Here is a 16,655-nt window from a genome sequence, read left to right as displayed (position 1 = left end):
GGTCGCAGGTGATCAAGGACCGGGTGGCGGGGGCGCCGATCTCGTGGGGAGTGTGCGAGGTGCCGGGTTGGGGGCACCAGATGGCGCCGGGACGAGTGCTCGCGGAGATGCGCGACCTCGGGCTGGCCGCCACCGAGTTCGGGCCGGACGGCTTCCTGCCCGCCCGCGCCGCCGAGCGCGCCGCGCTGCTCGCGGAGCACGGGCTGCGCCCGGTCGGCGGTTTCGCGCCGCTCGTGCTGCACGATCCGGGACGGGATCCGCTGCCCGCGGCACGACGGATTCTGTCCGGCTTTGTCATGGAACGGTCCAACTACGCGCTGACCCTGGTACTGGCCGCCGTGCACGGCCTGGAGGGCTACGACGAGCGTCCGCCGCTAGACGCCGCGGGCTGGTGCGCGCTGCTCACCAATCTCGACCGGGTCGCAGGGCTCGCCGCCGAGTCCGGGGTCCGGGCGGTGCTGCACCCGCACATCGGGACGATGATCGAGTCGTCCGCCGAGGTGGAGCGCGTCCTGGACGGCTCGGTGATCCCGCTGTGCCTGGACACCGGCCACCTGCTCATCGCGGGCGTCGACCCCGGCGAGCTGGCTGCCCGCGCCGCCGACCGCATCGCGCACGTCCACCTCAAGGACGTCGACGCCGCGCTGGCCGACGACGTCCGGCGCGGCAGGACACCCTACACCGACGCCGTCCGCACCGGCGTGTACCGGCCGCTCGGCACCGGTGACATCGACATACGGGGCATCATCGGCTCCCTGGAGGACGCGGGCTACGACGGCTGGTACGTCCTGGAACAGGACACCGTCATCGACCACGAGCCCGCCCCCGGCGCGGGCCCGCGAACCGACGTGCGCGCCTGCGTCGACTTCCTCGCCGGATGCACCCCGTGAACCCCACGCCCTTCGACGGCACGGTGCCCTTCGACGTGATCACCATGGGGCGCGTCGGCGTCGACCTGTATCCGCTCCAGTCCGGCGTCGGGCTGGACGAGGTGGAGACGTTCCGCCGGTTCCTCGGCGGCAGCGCCACCAACGTCGCGGTCGCAGCCGCCCGGCACGGCCGCCGCACCGCCGTGATCACCCGCACCGGCGCCGATCCGTTCGGACGGTTCGTCCACCGCGCGCTCACCGGGTACGGCGTCGACGACCGGTTCGTCACCGACGTGCCCGGCCTCCCGACGCCCGTCACGTTCTGCGAGCTGTTCCCGCCGGACGACTTCCCGCTGTACTTCTACCGCCATCCGAAGGCGCCCGACCTGGAGATCAGGGCCGCGGAGCTGGACCGTCCCGCGATCGGCGCCGCCCGCGTGCTGTGGACGACGATGACCGGGCTGTGCGCCGAACCGTCCAGGACGGCGACGCTCACCGCCCTCGCCGAGCGCCGTCGCGCCGACGTCACCGTCATCGACCTGGACCACCGGCCCATGTTCTGGGAGTCGCGGGACGAGGCCCGGCGCTGGGCGGGGGAGGCGCTCGCCCACGCCACGGTCGCGGTCGGGAACACCACCGAATGCGAGGTCGCCGTCGGTGAGGCCGACCCGATTCGGGCGGCGCGGGCACTGCTCGACCGGGGGATCGGCCTCGCCGTCGTCAAGCGCGGCCCGGACGGCGTCCTCGCCGTCCGGGCGGACGGCACGACCGTCGAGTCGCCGCCCGTTCCGGTGGAGGTCGTCAACGGGCTGGGCGCGGGCGACGCCTTCGGCGGTGCCCTCTGCCACGGGCTCCTGTCAGGCTGGGACCTGCCGCGCGTCATCGCGTTCGCCAACGCCGCCGGGGCGATCGTCGCGTCCCGCCTCTCCTGCGCCGACGCCATGCCGGACGGCGCCGAGGTCGAGGCGCTCCTCGCCACCGTGGAGGTCGCGTGAAACTCCATCTGCCCGCCGGAACCGCAGGAGAGGGCCCGTATTCGCTGGTCGTGACGCCGGAGTCGGCGGGCTGGGGGCACGCCGCGCTCCGGATCCTGGAGTTGCCGGACGGCGGCGCGCACGAGTTCGCGACGGGCGAGGTCGAGACGATCGTGCTGCCCCTGTCCGGTTCGTGCGCGGTCGAATGCGACGGCACGACGTTCGAGTTGGAGGGCCGCGACAGCGTATTCAGCCGGGTCGGCGACTTCGCGTACGTGCCGCGCGACGCGCGTGTGGTGGTGCGGGGGAGGGGCAGGTTCGCGCTGGCAAGCGCCCGGTGCGGGACGCGGCTCGAACCGCGCTACGGCCCGGCCGGAAACGTGCCCGTTGAGCTGCGCGGCGCCGGGTCCGCGAGCCGCCAGGTGAACAACTTCGGGACGCCAGACGGGTTCCCGTTCGCGGAGAAGCTGATCGCCTGCGAGGTGCTGACGCCGGGCGGATGCTGGTCGTCGTTCCCGCCGCACAAGCACGACGAGGACCGTCCCGGCGAGTCGGTGCTGGAGGAGATCTACTACTTCGAGGTCGCGGGCGAGACCGGCATGGGCTACCAGCGCGTTTACGGAGGCCCGGACGTGCTGGCCGAGGTCAGGACGGGCGACGCGGTCCTGGTTCCGAGCGGCTGGCACGGCCCGTCGATGGCGGTTCCGGGCCACGACCTGTACTACCTGAACGTGATGGCGGGGCCGTCCGCCGAACGGGCGTGGCGGATCTGCGACGATCCGGCGCACGCTTGGATCCGCGACACCTGGACGGGACAGCGGGTCGATCCCCGGCTGCCGCTCACCACCGCGGAGGGACGATCATGAGGCTCACGGTCGGGCAGGCCGTCGTCCGGTTCCTGGCGGCGCAGGACAGCGAGCGGGACGGGCACCAGCGCCGGTTCTTCGCGGGCTGCCTCGGCATCTTCGGGCATGGCAACGTCGCCGGGATCGGACAGGCCCTCTTAGAGCACACCGACGACCTGCCCTACTTCATGGCGCGCAACGAGCAGGCCATGGTGCACACCGCCGCCGGATACGCCCGGATGTGCGATCGGACGGCCACGTTCGCCTGCACAACGTCCATCGGGCCAGGCGCGACGAACATGGTGACGGGCGCGGCGCTGGCCACCATCAACCGGCTCCCCGTGCTGCTCCTGCCGGGCGATGTCTTCGCCACCCGCGTCGCCAACCCCGTGTTGCAGGAGTTGGAGGACACCCGCTCCTACGACGTCTCGGTCAACGACTGCTTCAAGCCGGTCTCGAAGTACTGGGACCGAATCAACCGCCCCGAACAGCTACCGAGCGCATTGCTCGCCGCGATGCGCGTACTGACCGACCCCGCCGAAACCGGGGCGGTGACCCTCGCCCTACCGCAAGACGTGCAGGCCGAGGCGTACGACTGGCCGGACGAACTGTTCGCCCACCGCGTGTGGCGAATCCCGCGTCCCGTCCCCGAACCAGACGTCCTTCAAGAGGCGGCCCTCGCCATACGAGCCGCAGAGCGCCCGCTGATCGTCGCGGGCGGAGGCGTCATCTACTCCCAGGCCACCAGCGAGCTGCGCGCGTTCGCCGAACGCACCGGCATCCCCGTGGCCGAGACCCAGGCGGGCAAGGGCTCCCTGCCCTGGGACCATGAATGCTCGGTCGGCGCCATAGGCGCGACCGGCACGACAGCCGCGAACACACTCGCCCGCACCGCCGACGTGGTCATCGGCATCGGAACCCGGTACAGCGACTTCACGACGGCGTCCCGCAGCCTGTTCGCCCACCCGGACGTCCGGTTCGTGAACATCAACGTCGCCCGTCCGGACGCGGTCAAGCTCGGCGGCGTGGCCGTCGTCGCCGACGCCAGGGAGGCCCTCAGGGCGCTCGACGCGGCCCTTGACGGCCACAGCGTGTCCGGGGCCCACCGCGCCCAGGCCAGAGCCCTGGCGGCCGAATGGAACGCTCTGGTCGACGCAGCCCGCACCGTCCGCGCTGGCCAGGGCGGCGCGACGCTCACCCAGGCCGAGGTCATCGGCGTCGTCAACCGGGAGTCCGGGCCACGGGACGTCGTCGTCTGCGCCGCCGGATCCCTGCCGGGCGACCTGCACAAGCTGTGGCGCGCGTCCGACCCCAAGGGCTACCACGTGGAGTACGGCTACTCCTGCATGGGCTACGAGATCGCGGGCGGGCTCGGAGTGAAGCTGGCCGCCCCGGACCGCGAGGTGTTCGTCCTGGTCGGCGACGGCTCGTACCTGATGATGGCGCAGGAACTGGTCACCGCCGTCGCCGAAGGGGTGAAGCTGGTCGTCGTCCTCGTCCAGAACCACGGGTTCGCCTCCATCGGGAACCTGTCGGAGTCGGTCGGCGCCCGCCGGTTCGGCACCCGCTACCGCGCCCGCACCGCCACCGGGCTCGACGGCGAAGTGCTCCCCGTCGACCTCGCCGCGAACGCCGCCAGCCTCGGCGCCGACGTCCTGCGCGCCGAGAACGCCGAGGCGCTCCGCGATGCGCTCCGCCAGGCCGTCGCCTCGCCCCGGACGACGGTCGTGCACGTGGAGACCGACCCCCTCGCACCCGTCCCGGACGGCAGCGCTTGGTGGGACGTCCCCGTCGCCGAAACGGCTGAAATCGACGACACCCGCCGGGCCCGCGCCCAATACGAGGCCGACAAAAAGACCCAACGGCACCACCTCTAAAGGGGCCTCTGGACGGGGCGGAACAAGATTGTCCTGGGGGTTTGCCGTGCGGCCGGTGGTCGTTCACCGGCGGTTCAAGGGCGGCGACCAGGCTCCCGCGTGATCCCCTCACGTGAAGGAGTGCCCATGTCCGTGACCCGTCGCGGAGTCGTCAAGGGCGGCGCGGCCGGAGCGATGTCCATCGCCCTCGCCGGCAGCCTGGACGGAATCTTCCAGACCTCCGCCGGCGCCGACACCGGCGAGGCGTACGGCTACGGCCCGCTGATCCCCGACCCCAAGGGCGTCCTGGACCTGCCCAAGGGCTTCTCGTACAAGACGCTGTCGGTGGAGGGCGACCCCATCTCCGACGGCGTCGTCGTCCCCGGCCACCATGACGGGACGGCCACGTTCCCCGCGCACGGTGGCCGTGACCACTTCCCGCACTGGCCCGACTTCTCCGGCGCGCCCGACTGGCCCGGCTGGTCCGCCACGGCCAAGAGCGCCAACGGCAAGCGCGGCGCCACGATCCTGGTGCGCAACCACGAGCAGAGCAACAACGGAACCCGCGCCGTCGCGCCGCCCGAACTGACCTACGACCCGGCCGCCAACGGCGGCACCACCAACCTGCTCGTGGACCGTGACGGCGACCTGGTGGCGCAGTACGTCAGCCTCGCCGGGACGTCCACCAACTGCGCGGGCGGCCGCACCCCCTGGGGAACCTGGCTGACCTGCGAGGAGACCGAGGGCTTCGGCGCCCAGACCAAGACCCACGGTTGGGTCTTCGAGGTCGACCCGTACGGCAGGCGCACCAAGCCGGTCCCGCTGACCGGACTCGGCCGCTTCTCGCACGAGGCCGTCGCCGTCGACCCGCACACCCTCACCGCCTACCTGACGGAGGACGCGGCCGGGCCGTTCGGCCTGTTCTACCGGTTCCGTCCCCGCGCCCATCGCGGCAACTACCACGCCTACCTGGAGGGAGGGCGGCTGGAGGCGCTGAACGTCCGGGACGTCCCCGACCTGTCGCTCGTCACCGAGCCCGGGACCCGGCTGCACGCCCGCTGGGTGGCCGTCCCCGACCCGTCGGCGAAGCAGACGTCCGTCCGCAAGCAGTTCGACACCATCACGCGGAGCCAGAAGCTCGAAGGGCTCTGGTGGGGCCACGGCAAGGCGTACTTCGTGTGCAGCTTCTCCAAGAAGTCGGACGGCGCCGCCGCCGACCACGCCGGCCAGGTCTGGACGTACGACCCGCGCAGCAACGAGATCGAACTCCAGCTCATCTTCAAGCCGGGCGGCCGGTTCGACGGCCCGGACAACATCACCGTCTCCCCGTACGGCGGCGGCGTGATCCTGGCCGAGGACGGTGACGGCGAGCAGTACCTCGTCGGCACGACCCGCAAGAACAAGCCGTTCGCGATGGCCCGCAACGCCCTCAACGGCAGCGAGTTCACCGGCGTGACGTTCTCCACCGACGGCCGCGTGCTGTTCGCCAACCGGCAGTCGGACCCGGGCGTGACGTTCGCCATCACCGGCCCCTGGCACCGCCTGCGCGGCTGACTCGACGGGGGCCGAGTCAGGCGGGACGGAGCCGCCCACAGACGGACGCCATGGCGAGCGACTCCGCTCGCGCTCCCCGGGCGTCCGTCTTCGCTCGCGTCCTGCCGATCCGCGAAGCGTGGCACGATCTGGTTCCGGGAATCGTCCTTCACATGGACGAACGAAGGCAGATCGGAGCGTTCTGGTGGTCGTCGTGATGCTCGTGCTCGTCCTGGCGGGCGTGGCCGTGCTGGGCGCCGTCGTCGTCCTCGCCATGGGCAGGGGAGGGGAGCTGGCCGAGACCCATCCCGACTATCCGCGGCTGCCGCTCGGCGCCGAGGGACGTCCCCTCTCCGGGGCCGAGGTCGCCCACATGCGGTTTCCGCGCACGTTCTGGGGTTACCAACCGCATGTGATGGACGAGGCGCTGCGCCGCGTCGCGCACGCCCTGTCGGAGCGCGACGCCCGCGTGGCCGTGCTCGAACAGCAGCTGCACGACCTGCGGCACGGCTCCGGCTCGGTCGGCGCCCTCCACGGCCTGGACGGTCTGGACGAGCCGCCCCCGAACGGAAACCCGCCCGCCGCACCGCCGCCCCTGACCAAGGACGACCGGCCGTGAGCCGTGTCGCCGTCCACGCCGAGGCGGTGTCCGCCGCACCCGCCGAACGGGTCTTCGACCTCCTGACCGACTGGCCCAGCCACGCCGACTGGATGCCGTTCACCAGCGCGGAGGGTGGCCGCGAGGTCGGCGCCGAGCTGCGGGCCCGGACGGGCGTCGGCCCGGTCGGGTTCCTCGACACGATGGTGATCACCGACTGGCGGCCCGGCCGCCGCGTCGCCGTCCGGCACACCGGCCGCGTGGTGCGCGGCGAGGCCTGGTTCAAGGTCGTCCCCGAAGGGACGGGCAGCCGCGTCGTATGGGCCGAGCGCGTCGACCTGCCGCTCGGGCCGCTCGGCCGCGCCGGATGGCTCGTCGCCGGGCCCGTCGTGAAGGCGTTCATGCGGCTCGGCCTGCGCCGCCTCGCCGCGCTGTCGGAGTCGTGACCGTCGGAGGCGTGAGGTAGAACAGGCGGGATGAGCACCGTGATCGTGGGCGAGGACGGTCTCGCCCGTTGCCCCTGGGGCCTGTCCGCGCCCGACTACGTCGCCTACCACGACGAGGAGTGGGGGCGTCCCGTCCGCGACGACGAGGGCCTCTACGAGAAGCTGTGCCTGGAGGCGTTCCAGTCGGGGCTGTCGTGGCTGACGATCCTCCGCAAACGCGACGCCTTCCGTGCCGCCTTCCACGGGTTCGACCCCGAGAAGGTCGCCTCGTTCGGCCCCGGCGACGTCGAGCGGCTGATGGGCGACGCCTCGATCGTCCGCAACCGGGCCAAGATCGAGGCCGCGGTCGCCAACGCCCGCGCCGCCCTCGACCTGCCCGGCGGCCTCGCGGCGACCGCCTGGAAGTACGCCGACCCGGGCGCCCCCGAGCACGCCGACATGGCCGACATGCCCGCCTACACCGACGGGTCGAAGGCCCTGGCCAAGGAGCTGAAGAAGCACGGCTTCACGTTCGTCGGCCCCACCACCGCCTACGCCCTCATGCAGGCCTGCGGCCTGGTCGACGACCACCTCACCGGCTGCCACCGCCGCGGCGCCTACCGCTGATCCCCAGCGGCCTCATTCGGCCCTGCTCATTCTGCTTTCGCCGCCTCCAGAACGGGCACGGTGGAGGCGCGCCGGGCCGGAAGGACGGACGTCGCCAGCGTGACCACCGCCGCGCCCGCGATGACGGTGGGCACCAGCCACCAGGGCGGGTTCGGCGTGAAGAACGAGCTGCCCGTGCCGAAGTGCAGTGCGACGCCCGTGCCGAGCGCGGCGCCGAGGCCGAGCAGCGTGCCGAGCAGCACGACCGTGGCGGCCTCCCAACGCACGATCGACCGGACCTGCGCCGCCGTCGCGCCGACCGCCCCGAGCAGCCCGAACTCCCTGGTCCGTTCCGAAACGCTCATCGACACCGTGGTGGCCATCCCGAACAGCGCGAGGACCAGCGCCATCCCGATGAACCCGTAGATGACCCGAACGCCGCTGGTCATTGACTTCTTCGCCGTCTCGACGTACCCGGACTTGTCGAGCACCCGCGCGCCCGGCACGTTCGCGACCGCGTGGGCGATGCCGTCCCGGGTGCCGCCGCGGACGAGGACGGCCCGCGTCCCCGCGCCCGGGTCCAGGCGCTCCATCGTGGCCGTGGACACCATCGCCTGGTCGGCGAACAGGTGGGACGGGTCGTGGTAGGCGCCCGCGACCGTCAACGCGACCTTGCCCCGGGTGCCGCGCACCACGACCCGCTGCCCCTTCCGCAGCTTGTTCGCCTTCATGACCGTGGAGGTGACGCCGATCTCGCCGGGACGCAGCGGCCGCAGGTTCCCGCCGAGGTCGAGGACGGACGGCAGCGCCGCCGGATCGACGCCCGCCACGTCGAGGATCACCGGTTCCGGCGCCTCGTCGGCGTCGATCCGGCGCGGCGGCGGCGAGACCAGTTCGGCCGAGGTGCCGGTCAACGCCATCGCGCGGGACACCCCGGGCGCGGTCGCCGCCTTCGCGGCGGTGTCGGCGGGCAGCGGCGCCTGGCCGTTCGCCGTCTTCTGCGACGTGGCGATCGCGTGCTCCGCCACCATCACCTGGTGGCCCGTGGTCTCGAAGCGGGCGTTCACCGACAGCACGATCAGCGCGGTCGCGGAGGCGAGCGCGACGCCGAGCATGAGGGACGACGCGGCCGACGACACCCGGCGGGGGCTGCGGGTGATGGTGGCGCGGGCGAGCCGTCCCGCCTCCCCGCTGAACGCCGTGCCGATCCGTCCGACGAGGCCGCCGAGCGGGCCGACGAAGAACGGGGCGAGGACCGCGAGCCCCGCCACCGCCGTCATGGCCCCCATCAGGGTCATCACGGTGACACCGGCGGTGCGCTCGACGCCCGGCGGCTCCTCGGACCTGATCCCGAACACCCCGCCGACGAACAGCCCCGCGCAGGCGAACACCGCGAGGGCGCCGAGGATCCGGGGCCAGCGTCGTCCGACCGCGTCGGTGCTCGCGGTCCGCAGGGCCTCCAACGGCGCGATCCGGGACGCCCTGCGGGCCGCGCGCCACGCGGCGAGCTGGGTGACGAGGATCCCGGCGGCGGACGGCCCGGTGAGCGCGATCCAGCCGACGTTCATGTCGGCGACCGAGATGTCGAAGCCGTCCTTGGCGAACAGGTCGGTGAGCAGGCCCGCCACCGGGTAGCCGAGCAGGACGCCGCCGACGGACGCGACGAGGCCGAGCGCCAGCGCCTCCAGCCGGATCAGCCGTCTGATCTGGCGGGGAGTGGCGCCGATCGCACTGAGCAGCGCGAGCCGCCGGGTCCGCTGCCGGACCAGCGTGCCGAACGTGTTGGCGATGACGAACAGGCCGACGAACACGGCGAGGGACGCGAGCATGCCCAGCGAGCCGCCGATCGAGACGCCCGCCGAGTCGAGGGTGGCCGACTGCGCCTCGCGCACCCCGGCGGCGGTGCGGACGTTGACGTCCTGGCCGCGCAGGTCGCGGGCGAGGTCGGCGCGCAGTTTCGCGGGGCAGGTGCCGCTCGACCGCGTCGCCGGACGGCCGGGCGTCGCGGCGGTGGCGGGGGACGCGATGGTCCCGGCGACCGCCGCCGGTGCCGAGCAGCGCCCGCGCCACCGCGACCCGCTGCTGCTGCCCGCCCGACAGCTCGCTCGGACGGTGCCGCAGCCGGTCCCGCAGGCCGAGGGCGTCCACGATCGTGTCGAACCACCGCTGGTCGGCCCGCCGGTTCCCGAGCCGTCCGGTGAGCCGGATGTTCTCCTCCGCCGTCAGCATCGGCAGCAGGTTGAACGACTGGAACACGAACCCGAGCCGGTCGCGGCGCAGTTTGGTCAGCGCCGTCCGCGACAGCTTCGTGATGTCGACGTCGCCGATGAGCACCGAGCCGGACGACACCGCGTCCAACCCGGCCATGCAGTGCAGGAACGTCGACTTGCCCGACCCGGAGGGGCCCATGATCGCGGTGAACCTGCCGCGCGGGAACGTCGCCGAGACGCCCCGCAGCGCGGTCACCGCGCCGTGGCCCGCCCCATAGGACTTGACCAGGTCGCGGGCGACGGCGACATGGTCGTGGAGCTGCCCGGCGTGGGGCGCGGCGGTTGCGTGGGACATGCCCTCAAGCAAACTCCGCGCGCCGCCCGCGCACACTGACGCGCGCTCCCGAATGCCTGGTGGGGAAGCCCCCACCACCCTCCGGGTGGAGGGCCCGAGGCTAGTGGCCCTCGAAGGTGGGCTGCCGCTTGTTCAGGAAGGCTTCGGTCGCGTTGTGGTGGTCGTCGGTCTTCTCGCACTCGTCCTGGAGTTCCGCCTCCCGCTCCAGCGCGGACGCCAGGCCGTGCGACGCGGCGAAGTCGAGCGCCGCCTTCACCGCGCCGTAGGCGACCGTCGGGCCCGCCGCGAGGCGCGCGGCCAGCTCCACCGCCGCCGGGGCCAGCTCGTCCGCCGGGACCACCCGGTTCACCAGCCCCAGTCTCAGCGCCTCCTCCGCCTTCACCGCCTCGCCGAGCAGCAGCAGCTCGGCCGCCTTCGCGCGGCCGACGAGCCGCTGCAACGTCCAGGACATGCCGCTGTCGGGCGCGAGGCCGATGCCGGTGAACGCGGTCGCGAACCGGGCCTTGTCGGACGCGACGATCAGGTCGGACGCGAACGCCAGCGAGGCGCCCGCCCCGGCCGCGACGCCGTTCACCGCCGCCACCACCGGCTTGCGCATCCCCGCGATCGCCAGCGCGATCGGGTTGTAGTGCTTGCGGACGGTGCCGTCCAGGCCCCGCCCGGCGGCGAGGTTGTCGGCGTGCTCCCGCAGGTCCTGTCCGGCGCAGAACGCACGGCCCGCGCCCGTGAGGATCACCGCGCGGGCCGCCGGATCGGTGGCCGCCCGCACGATCGTCGCCCGCAGCAGCTCCTTCATCTCGACCGTCAGCGCGTTCATTCCGTCCGGACGGTTGAGTGTGATCGTCCCCACGCCGTCGGTGACGTCGTACAGCACGGTCTCGGCCATCGTTGTCCTCCCAATCGGGGTCCCCGGAAGATCTTCCCACCTGCCGTTCATGCCCCTGGCTTCCGTTCTGGAGGCTGATCGTTACCACTTCGCGCCCGGAAGACGAGATAATGGACCACTACTGAAGACGCGGATGCGACACGCGGCCACGCGGCCAACGGTGTGCGAAGGCCGCGGCCCTACGCAGGAAGGGGATACGCATGGCGGCGATGAAGCCGCGGACAGGAGACGGTCCGCTCGAAGTGACCAAGGAGGGACGCGGAATCGTCATGCGGGTCCCACTCGAAGGCGGTGGCCGCCTCGTGGTCGAGCTGTCCGCCGACGAGGCTAAGGAGCTCGGCGAGGCCCTCAAGGGCGTCGTGGGCTGACGGCATCGCCGTTCCCCGCTTGTTGGTGACGGTCCCGGCGACTTCGCCGGGGCCCTTGCCATTTCCCGCACCAGAAACGACCGCCCGCCCAACCTACTGGGGGATTCGCCGCCATGCCCATCGAGACTCGCATCCACGGGGCCGGCGGCACCGTGTCCCAGACCGCGACCGAGCTTCGGGCCGAGGTCGTCGCGGTTCCGGTCCGGGCCGTTCCGGCGGGTGCGGGGGGTCGGCCCTCCACAGGTGACAGGTCGGGGCCGGTCGCGCCCGTGGCCGAGGTGGCCGCCTCGCTGCCGTTCACGCTGGACGAGCTGCTGGAGCTGCACCAGGCCAAGGGCGAGCCGGGCGAAATCGTCGCGACCCAGGTCCGGGTCGGCGACCGGATGCGGGAACTGCTGCTGTACGGGGTGGGCGCCGCGGCCCCGGCCGACCTGCGCAGGGCCGGTGCCGCGTTGGCCCGCCGGGGCAAGGGACGGAAGGCCCTCGTCGCGGGCGTCCCCGCCGGTGATCTCGCCGCGTTCGTCGAGGGCGCGCTGCTCGCGTCCTACGAGTTCAAGATCGGGGCCCCGCCCGCGAAACGTGCGCTCGGCACGCTCGCCGTCCTCACCGAGGCCGGGCCCGAGTCGGACGCGCCCGCCATCGCGCTCGGCACCACACGGGCCCGCGCCACCGCCCTGGCCCGCGACCTCGCCAACACCCCGTCCAGCGAGAAGGACCCGTCCTGGCTCGCCGAGCAGGCCCGGCTCGCGGCCGCCGACTCCGGCCTCAGCGTTCGCGTCCGGGGCGAGAAGGAGTTGGCCGACGAGGGCTTCGGCGGTCTTCTCGCGGTCGGCGGCGGGTCGTCCCGGCCGCCCCGGTTGATCCAGCTGTCCTACGTCCCGGACGAGCCCGCCGAACGGCATGTGGTGCTGGTCGGGAAGGGCATCACGTTCGACAGCGGCGGCCTGTCGCTCAAGCCGAACGACGGCATGAAGACGATGAAGACCGACATGGCGGGTGGCGCCGCCGTAATCGCCGCCATGAGCGCGCTGCGCGGCCTCGGCGTCCGCGCCCGCGTCACCGGGCTGGTCGCCGCCGCCGAGAACATGCCGTCCGGGTCGGCCATGCGGCCCGGCGACGTCATCGCCCACCACGGCGGGACGACCTCGGAGGTCCTGAACACCGACGCCGAGGGGCGGCTCGTCCTCGCCGACGCCCTCGCCTACGCCGACGCCGAACTCGACCCCGACGTGATCGTCGACGTCGCCACGCTGACCGGCGCGGCGAAGGTCGCGCTCGGCCTGCGGCACGCGGCGCTGTTCGCCACCGACGACGCCCTCGCCGGGGCCCTCACCGGGGCGGGCGCCGCGGCGGGCGAACCGGTGTGGCGGCTGCCGCTCGTCGACGACTACCGCGCCGCGATCGACTCGGGCGTCGCCGACGTCGCCAACATCGGGCGCGGCGGCTACGGCGGCGGCTCCATCACCGCCGCGCTGTTCCTGCGCGAGTTCGTCGGCGACCGCGCGTGGGCGCACCTGGACATCGCCGGGCCGGGACGCGCCCTGTCCGAGGACGCCGAGCTCACCCGCGGCGCGACCGGGTTCGGCGCCCGCCTGCTCCTGACCTGGCTGACCGCCTGATCGTCTGACCGCCCGCCCTGCGGCTGGTCGCGCTGACCTCGGCTAGTCGCGTTTCACGGCGCACAGCAGGCCGTCGCCGACCGGGACCAGCAGCGGGACGAGCCGGTCGTCGTCGCGGACCATCCGGTGCACCTCCCGGATCGCGTCGGTCTCCGGGCCGCGCCGTTCGGGACGGGCGACCTGCCCACCCCACAGCGCGTTGTCGAACGCCACGACGCCGCCGGGCCGCAGCAGCCGCAGCGCGTCCGTCAGATACTCGGGGTACTCGCGCTTCTGCGCGTCGCAGAACACCATGTCGTAGGCGCCGTCGGTGAGCCGCGGCAGCACCTCCAGCGCGGGCCCGGTGATCATCCGGGTGCGGAAGGAGCCGAGGCCCGCCTCCTGGTAGGCCTGCTTGGCCAGCCGCTGGTGCTCGGGCTCGATGTCGACGGTCGTCAGCACCGCGTCCTTCGCCATCCCGCGCATCAGGTAGATGCCGGAGACGCCGCAGCCGGAACCGACCTCCACGACCGTCCGCGCGCCGATCAGCGTCGCGACGAAACGCAGCGTCGCGCCGCCCGCGGGACCGATCGGCGTCGCGCCGATCTCGCGCCCGCGACGCCTGGCGTCCTGGAGCGGCTCGTCCTCGGGGAGGAACTCCTCCACATAGGCCACAGTGGCCTGATCTGCGTCGATGGCTGCCTCCTCGCGGGCCCCCCGCCTGGCTCCTGCTGGAAGAGACCATATCGTTGACGGGGAACCAACCGGAGTTTCAGTGCGTTGTGATCGGTGTAGGAACCCGCCATGCGCGGGTTCGAGCAACGAGAACCGAGTCGGTCCAGAACCGCCCCAGCCCAGGCGAGACCGTGCCGTTCCAAGGCGAGACCTTGGCTCACGAGAGAGGAACAGCCCGGCACCATGGGAGTCGCAGCACTCAGTTTCAGAAGCGCTGTGGGGGTCGGCCCCAGGCAGGGGTTGGGTAGCGCCGCGGGCACTCGCGAGAACGCCCCCGAGGCAGAATGGGCGCCGCCCTCCTGGGACGAGGTCGTCCGCGAGCACTCCGGGCGCGTCTACCGGCTCGCGTACCGGCTGACCGGTAACCAACACGACGCCGAAGATCTCACGCAGGAGGTCTTCGTTCGAGTCTTCAGGTCCCTGTCGAACTACACCCCGGGGACGTTCGAAGGCTGGCTGCACCGAATCACCACGAACCTGTTCCTCGACATGGCGCGGCGCCGCCAGCGCATCCGGTTCGAGGGCCTCGCCGACGACGCCGCCGAACGTCTCCAGGGCCGCGAGCCGACCCCGGCGCAGGCGTTCGACGACAGCAACTTCGACGCCGACGTGCAGGCCGCGCTGGACGCGCTGGCCCCCGAGTACCGCGCGGCCGTGGTGCTGTGCGACATCGAGGGCCTGTCCTACGAGGAGATCTCCGCCACACTCGGTGTCAAGCTCGGCACCGTGCGCAGTCGCATCCACCGCGGGCGCGCCCAGCTGCGCGCCGCGCTGGAGCACCGGGCGCCCACGCGGCGCCGCCCGGGCACCCGCAACGACTTCCAGGCCGCCGAGGCCGCGGAGGTCGCGGCGCCGGACGGCCGTGAGACGGGCTCCGAGACGAGCCTGGTGACCGGCGCGGTGGACGGGGGCCTGCACGCGGCAGGCGGCACCCGCCCGCAGCCGGAGGGCGTGTAAGGCAGTGCTTGGGTAGAGCAGTGCTCACCGCGCGGTACGGGACCGCGCGGACGACAGGACGGAAAGACGGAGGCCGCGTGAGTTGTCTGGGGGAGCGTCTGACCGCTCTGGTCGACGGTGAGCTGGGCCATGAGGAGCGCGACCGCGCGCTGGCCCACCTCGCGTGCTGCGACCAGTGCAGGGACGAGGTCGCCTCGCTGCGCAAGCTCAAGGGGCGCCTGCGCGGGCTGTCGGACCACCAGGCCCGCGGCGACGCGGCCGAGGCCACCGACGACCTTCCGTCCCCCGACTTCCTGACCAGACTGCGCGCCCTGCCCGCCGCCGCTGGCTCCGCCGCCGGGGGCTCCACCGACCCCGGCGACACCGTCCCCGACCTGGTTCCGCTCGCCGATGTCCCGGCGGCCGGTTCCACGCGCCCGTCGCGGCCGATGCGCCCGGTGGGCCGTCCGGTGTCCGTGGCGTCCGCCGCGCGCCCCCGCGACTCCCGTCCGGCCGGGCGCGCCGCCGTGCTGCACGTCCATCCCCGGCGCCGTTACCTCGTCGTCGGCGCCGCGACCCTGTTCATCGGGCTCGGCGCCGCGTCGTACGCCGCCGGTGGCGCCGACAACGCCCCGCCGGTCAGCCCCGCGTTCGACAGGTTCGCCGTCGAGCACGCGCTGACGTCCGGCGACGCCCCCGTCACCGATCCGCTCACCGACCCGGTCAACCAGGTCCAGGTCTCCCCAGGGCCGTGATCGCGAAGACCGTGACCCGGCCGGGACGGCGCCGATCCGTCCTGGTGTGCGGGCTTGCCGGCGCGCTCGCGCTGGCCGCCGCGCTCGCCGGTGACCCGGCCCAGCCGCGCCGCGTCCGCAGCGATCCCGGCGCGGTCCGCCTGCTGCGCGCCGCCGCCGACGCCGCCCGCCGCGTCCCCTACGAGGGCAGGCGTTTCCTGACGACGTGGAGCCGCACCCGGTCCGCCACGTCCAGCGCCGTCGTGTCGCACGCGCCCGGGGACGTGTCGTACGCGCCCGAGGACGTCGGGCCCGGCGAGAGCGTCCGCTACGGCGCGCGGGACGCCACCGCCCTCACCACCGCGACCCTCGACCTGCTGACCAGCAACTACTCGGTGGGCCGCGCCGCCGACGCGACCGTCTGCGCCCGCCGCGCCCACGTCGTCGAGGCGCGCCGCGAGAACGGCACCCCCGCCGGACGGTTCTGGATCGACGCCGACACCGGCCTGCTGCTGCGCCGCGAGCTGATCGACGCCACCGGGCATCCCGTCGTCGCCAGCGGTTTCAACGAGATCAGCTACACGGTGCCGTCGAAGCGGCCCGCCCCCTACAGCCTCGGCGGGCCCCGGGGCGGCACCGCCCGCTTCCCCGGCCCCGCCGAGACCACCGGTTCCCCGGGCGTGGCGGCCGCGTGGGGCGAGCGGCTGGATCGTGCCGGCATCGCCGACCTCCGCGACGACGGCTGGCCCGTCCCGAACGACCTGCCGGGGCGCCTCGCCCTCCACGACGTGCGCCGCGACTCCGGCGGCGGCGCCGTCCACCTCAGCTACTCCGACGGCCTCGCGTCCGTGTCCGTCTTCGTGCAGCGCGGCAGGCTCGACGAGCAGGCCATGTCCGGCTGGCAGCGGATTTCCCGGCACGGCCGGACGGTGTTCCACCGCGAGTCCCTGCGGCGCTGGGCGGTGTCCGCGGGCGACGGCTACGTCTACACGGTGCTGACCGACGCGCCCCTGAGCACGGCCGACGCGGCCGCCGCCAGCCTGCCCCGCCACACCACCTCGTTCTGGGCGCGGGTGTCGCGCGGGGCCCGCCGTCTCGGCTCCACCGTCAACCCGTTCGACTGATCA

The 16,655-nt window shown here is 73.3% G+C and carries 15 protein-coding genes and 2 pseudogenes; 13 read left to right on the top strand and 4 right to left on the bottom strand.

The features are described 5' to 3' along the window. Positions 1-8 precede the first annotated feature (8 nt). From ABD808_RS33475 to ABD808_RS33440, 8 genes are all read left to right on the top strand, one after another. The gene (locus tag ABD808_RS33475; RefSeq protein ID WP_344905711.1) at positions 9-890 is read left to right on the top strand and encodes a TIM barrel protein; all 882 of its coding nucleotides are present in this window, start codon (positions 9-11) and stop codon (positions 888-890) included. Beyond that, on the top strand, positions 878-1,864 hold the full coding sequence (gene iolC / locus ABD808_RS33470) for a 5-dehydro-2-deoxygluconokinase (protein ID WP_425549004.1): 987 nt from the start codon (positions 878-880) through the stop codon (positions 1,862-1,864). Before ABD808_RS33475 ends, iolC begins: the two co-directional genes overlap by 13 nt. Continuing rightward, positions 1,861-2,709 (top strand): 5-deoxy-glucuronate isomerase, encoded by an 849-nt coding sequence (gene iolB, locus ABD808_RS33465; protein ID WP_344905705.1) that lies wholly within the window; start codon positions 1,861-1,863, stop codon positions 2,707-2,709. Before iolC ends, iolB begins: the two co-directional genes overlap by 4 nt. Beyond that, positions 2,706-4,565 (top strand): 3D-(3,5/4)-trihydroxycyclohexane-1,2-dione acylhydrolase (decyclizing), encoded by a 1,860-nt coding sequence (iolD, locus tag ABD808_RS33460; protein WP_344905702.1) that lies wholly within the window; start codon positions 2,706-2,708, stop codon positions 4,563-4,565. The genes iolB and iolD overlap by 4 nt, the downstream gene beginning before the upstream one ends. Before the next feature lie 126 nt (positions 4,566-4,691). Continuing rightward, positions 4,692-6,098, top strand: a complete 1,407-nt coding sequence (locus ABD808_RS33455) for an alkaline phosphatase PhoX (protein ID WP_344905699.1) — start codon at positions 4,692-4,694, stop codon at positions 6,096-6,098. 184 nt (positions 6,099-6,282) lie between these two features. After that, positions 6,283-6,696 (top strand): hypothetical protein, encoded by a 414-nt coding sequence (locus ABD808_RS33450; RefSeq protein WP_344905697.1) that lies wholly within the window; start codon positions 6,283-6,285, stop codon positions 6,694-6,696. Further along, positions 6,693-7,121 (top strand): SRPBCC family protein, encoded by a 429-nt coding sequence (locus ABD808_RS33445; RefSeq protein ID WP_344905694.1) that lies wholly within the window; start codon positions 6,693-6,695, stop codon positions 7,119-7,121. The genes ABD808_RS33450 and ABD808_RS33445 overlap by 4 nt, the downstream gene beginning before the upstream one ends. Positions 7,122-7,151: 30 nt before the next feature. Next, a complete protein-coding gene (locus tag ABD808_RS33440) occupies positions 7,152-7,727 on the top strand; it encodes a DNA-3-methyladenine glycosylase I (RefSeq protein WP_344905691.1) in 576 nt (191 codons plus the stop codon). A 26-nt stretch (positions 7,728-7,753) separates the two neighbouring features. Here ABD808_RS33440 and ABD808_RS33435 read toward each other — a convergent pair whose 3' ends face one another. The 3 genes and pseudogenes from ABD808_RS33435 to ABD808_RS33425 all read right to left on the bottom strand — a co-directional run bounded on the left by ABD808_RS33435 (position 7,754) and on the right by ABD808_RS33425 (position 11,157). Further along, a complete protein-coding gene (locus tag ABD808_RS33435; protein ID WP_344905689.1) occupies positions 7,754-9,598 on the bottom strand; it encodes an FtsX-like permease family protein in 1,845 nt (614 codons plus the stop codon). A 160-nt stretch (positions 9,599-9,758) separates the two neighbouring features. Beyond that, positions 9,759-10,271: pseudogene (locus ABD808_RS38720) on the bottom strand (ABC transporter ATP-binding protein); the annotation flags it as partial. Positions 10,272-10,371: 100 nt separating this feature from the next. Then, entirely contained in the window at positions 10,372-11,157 is a 786-nt protein-coding gene (locus tag ABD808_RS33425; protein WP_344905687.1) for an enoyl-CoA hydratase-related protein, read from the bottom strand. 200 nt (positions 11,158-11,357) lie between these two features. Here ABD808_RS33425 and ABD808_RS33420 point away from each other — a divergent pair, with 200 nt between their 5' ends. Further along, complete coding sequence (locus tag ABD808_RS33420; RefSeq protein WP_083946426.1) at positions 11,358-11,525, top strand: DUF3117 domain-containing protein; 168 nt, start codon at positions 11,358-11,360, stop codon at positions 11,523-11,525. Positions 11,526-11,638: 113 nt separating this feature from the next. Beyond that, on the top strand, positions 11,639-13,144 hold the full coding sequence (locus ABD808_RS33415) for a leucyl aminopeptidase (RefSeq protein ID WP_344905682.1): 1,506 nt from the start codon (positions 11,639-11,641) through the stop codon (positions 13,142-13,144). Positions 13,145-13,186: 42 nt separating this feature from the next. Here the strand turns inward: ABD808_RS33415 and ABD808_RS33410 are convergent, their stop codons facing one another. Then, positions 13,187-13,789, bottom strand: a complete 603-nt coding sequence (locus tag ABD808_RS33410; protein WP_344905679.1) for an O-methyltransferase — start codon at positions 13,787-13,789, stop codon at positions 13,187-13,189. A 252-nt stretch (positions 13,790-14,041) separates the two neighbouring features. Here ABD808_RS33410 and sigE point away from each other — a divergent pair. From sigE to ABD808_RS33395, 3 genes and pseudogenes are all read left to right on the top strand, one after another. Continuing rightward, positions 14,042-14,653: pseudogene (sigE, locus tag ABD808_RS33405) on the top strand (RNA polymerase sigma factor SigE); the annotation flags it as partial. A gap of 239 nt (positions 14,654-14,892) precedes the next feature. Then, on the top strand, positions 14,893-15,549 hold the full coding sequence (locus tag ABD808_RS33400; protein ID WP_344905676.1) for an anti-sigma factor family protein: 657 nt from the start codon (positions 14,893-14,895) through the stop codon (positions 15,547-15,549). Then, a complete protein-coding gene (locus ABD808_RS33395; protein WP_344905673.1) occupies positions 15,546-16,652 on the top strand; it encodes a hypothetical protein in 1,107 nt (368 codons plus the stop codon). Before ABD808_RS33400 ends, ABD808_RS33395 begins: the two co-directional genes overlap by 4 nt. Positions 16,653-16,655 lie beyond the last annotated feature (3 nt).

This window comes from Actinomadura meridiana (assembly GCF_039537545.1).
Lineage (GTDB): Bacteria > Actinomycetota > Actinomycetes > Streptosporangiales > Streptosporangiaceae > Spirillospora > Spirillospora meridiana.
This window is presented reverse-complemented; position numbering and strand designations above follow the sequence as displayed.

Bases quoted from the DNA above. Each gene is read 5' to 3' on its own strand.
- iolC (WP_425549004.1), top strand. From the start codon at position 878: ATGCACCCCGTGAACCCCACGCCCTTCGACGGCACGGTGCCCTTCGAC.
- iolD (WP_344905702.1), top strand. From the start codon at position 2,706: ATGAGGCTCACGGTCGGGCAGGCCGTCGTCCGGTTCCTGGCGGCGCAG.
- ABD808_RS33455 (WP_344905699.1), top strand. From the start codon at position 4,692: ATGTCCGTGACCCGTCGCGGAGTCGTCAAGGGCGGCGCGGCCGGAGCG.
- ABD808_RS33440 (WP_344905691.1), top strand. From the start codon at position 7,152: ATGAGCACCGTGATCGTGGGCGAGGACGGTCTCGCCCGTTGCCCCTGG.
- ABD808_RS33425 (WP_344905687.1), bottom strand. From the start codon at position 11,157: ATGGCCGAGACCGTGCTGTACGACGTCACCGACGGCGTGGGGACGATC.
- ABD808_RS33420 (WP_083946426.1), top strand. From the start codon at position 11,358: ATGGCGGCGATGAAGCCGCGGACAGGAGACGGTCCGCTCGAAGTGACC.
- ABD808_RS33415 (WP_344905682.1), top strand. From the start codon at position 11,639: ATGCCCATCGAGACTCGCATCCACGGGGCCGGCGGCACCGTGTCCCAG.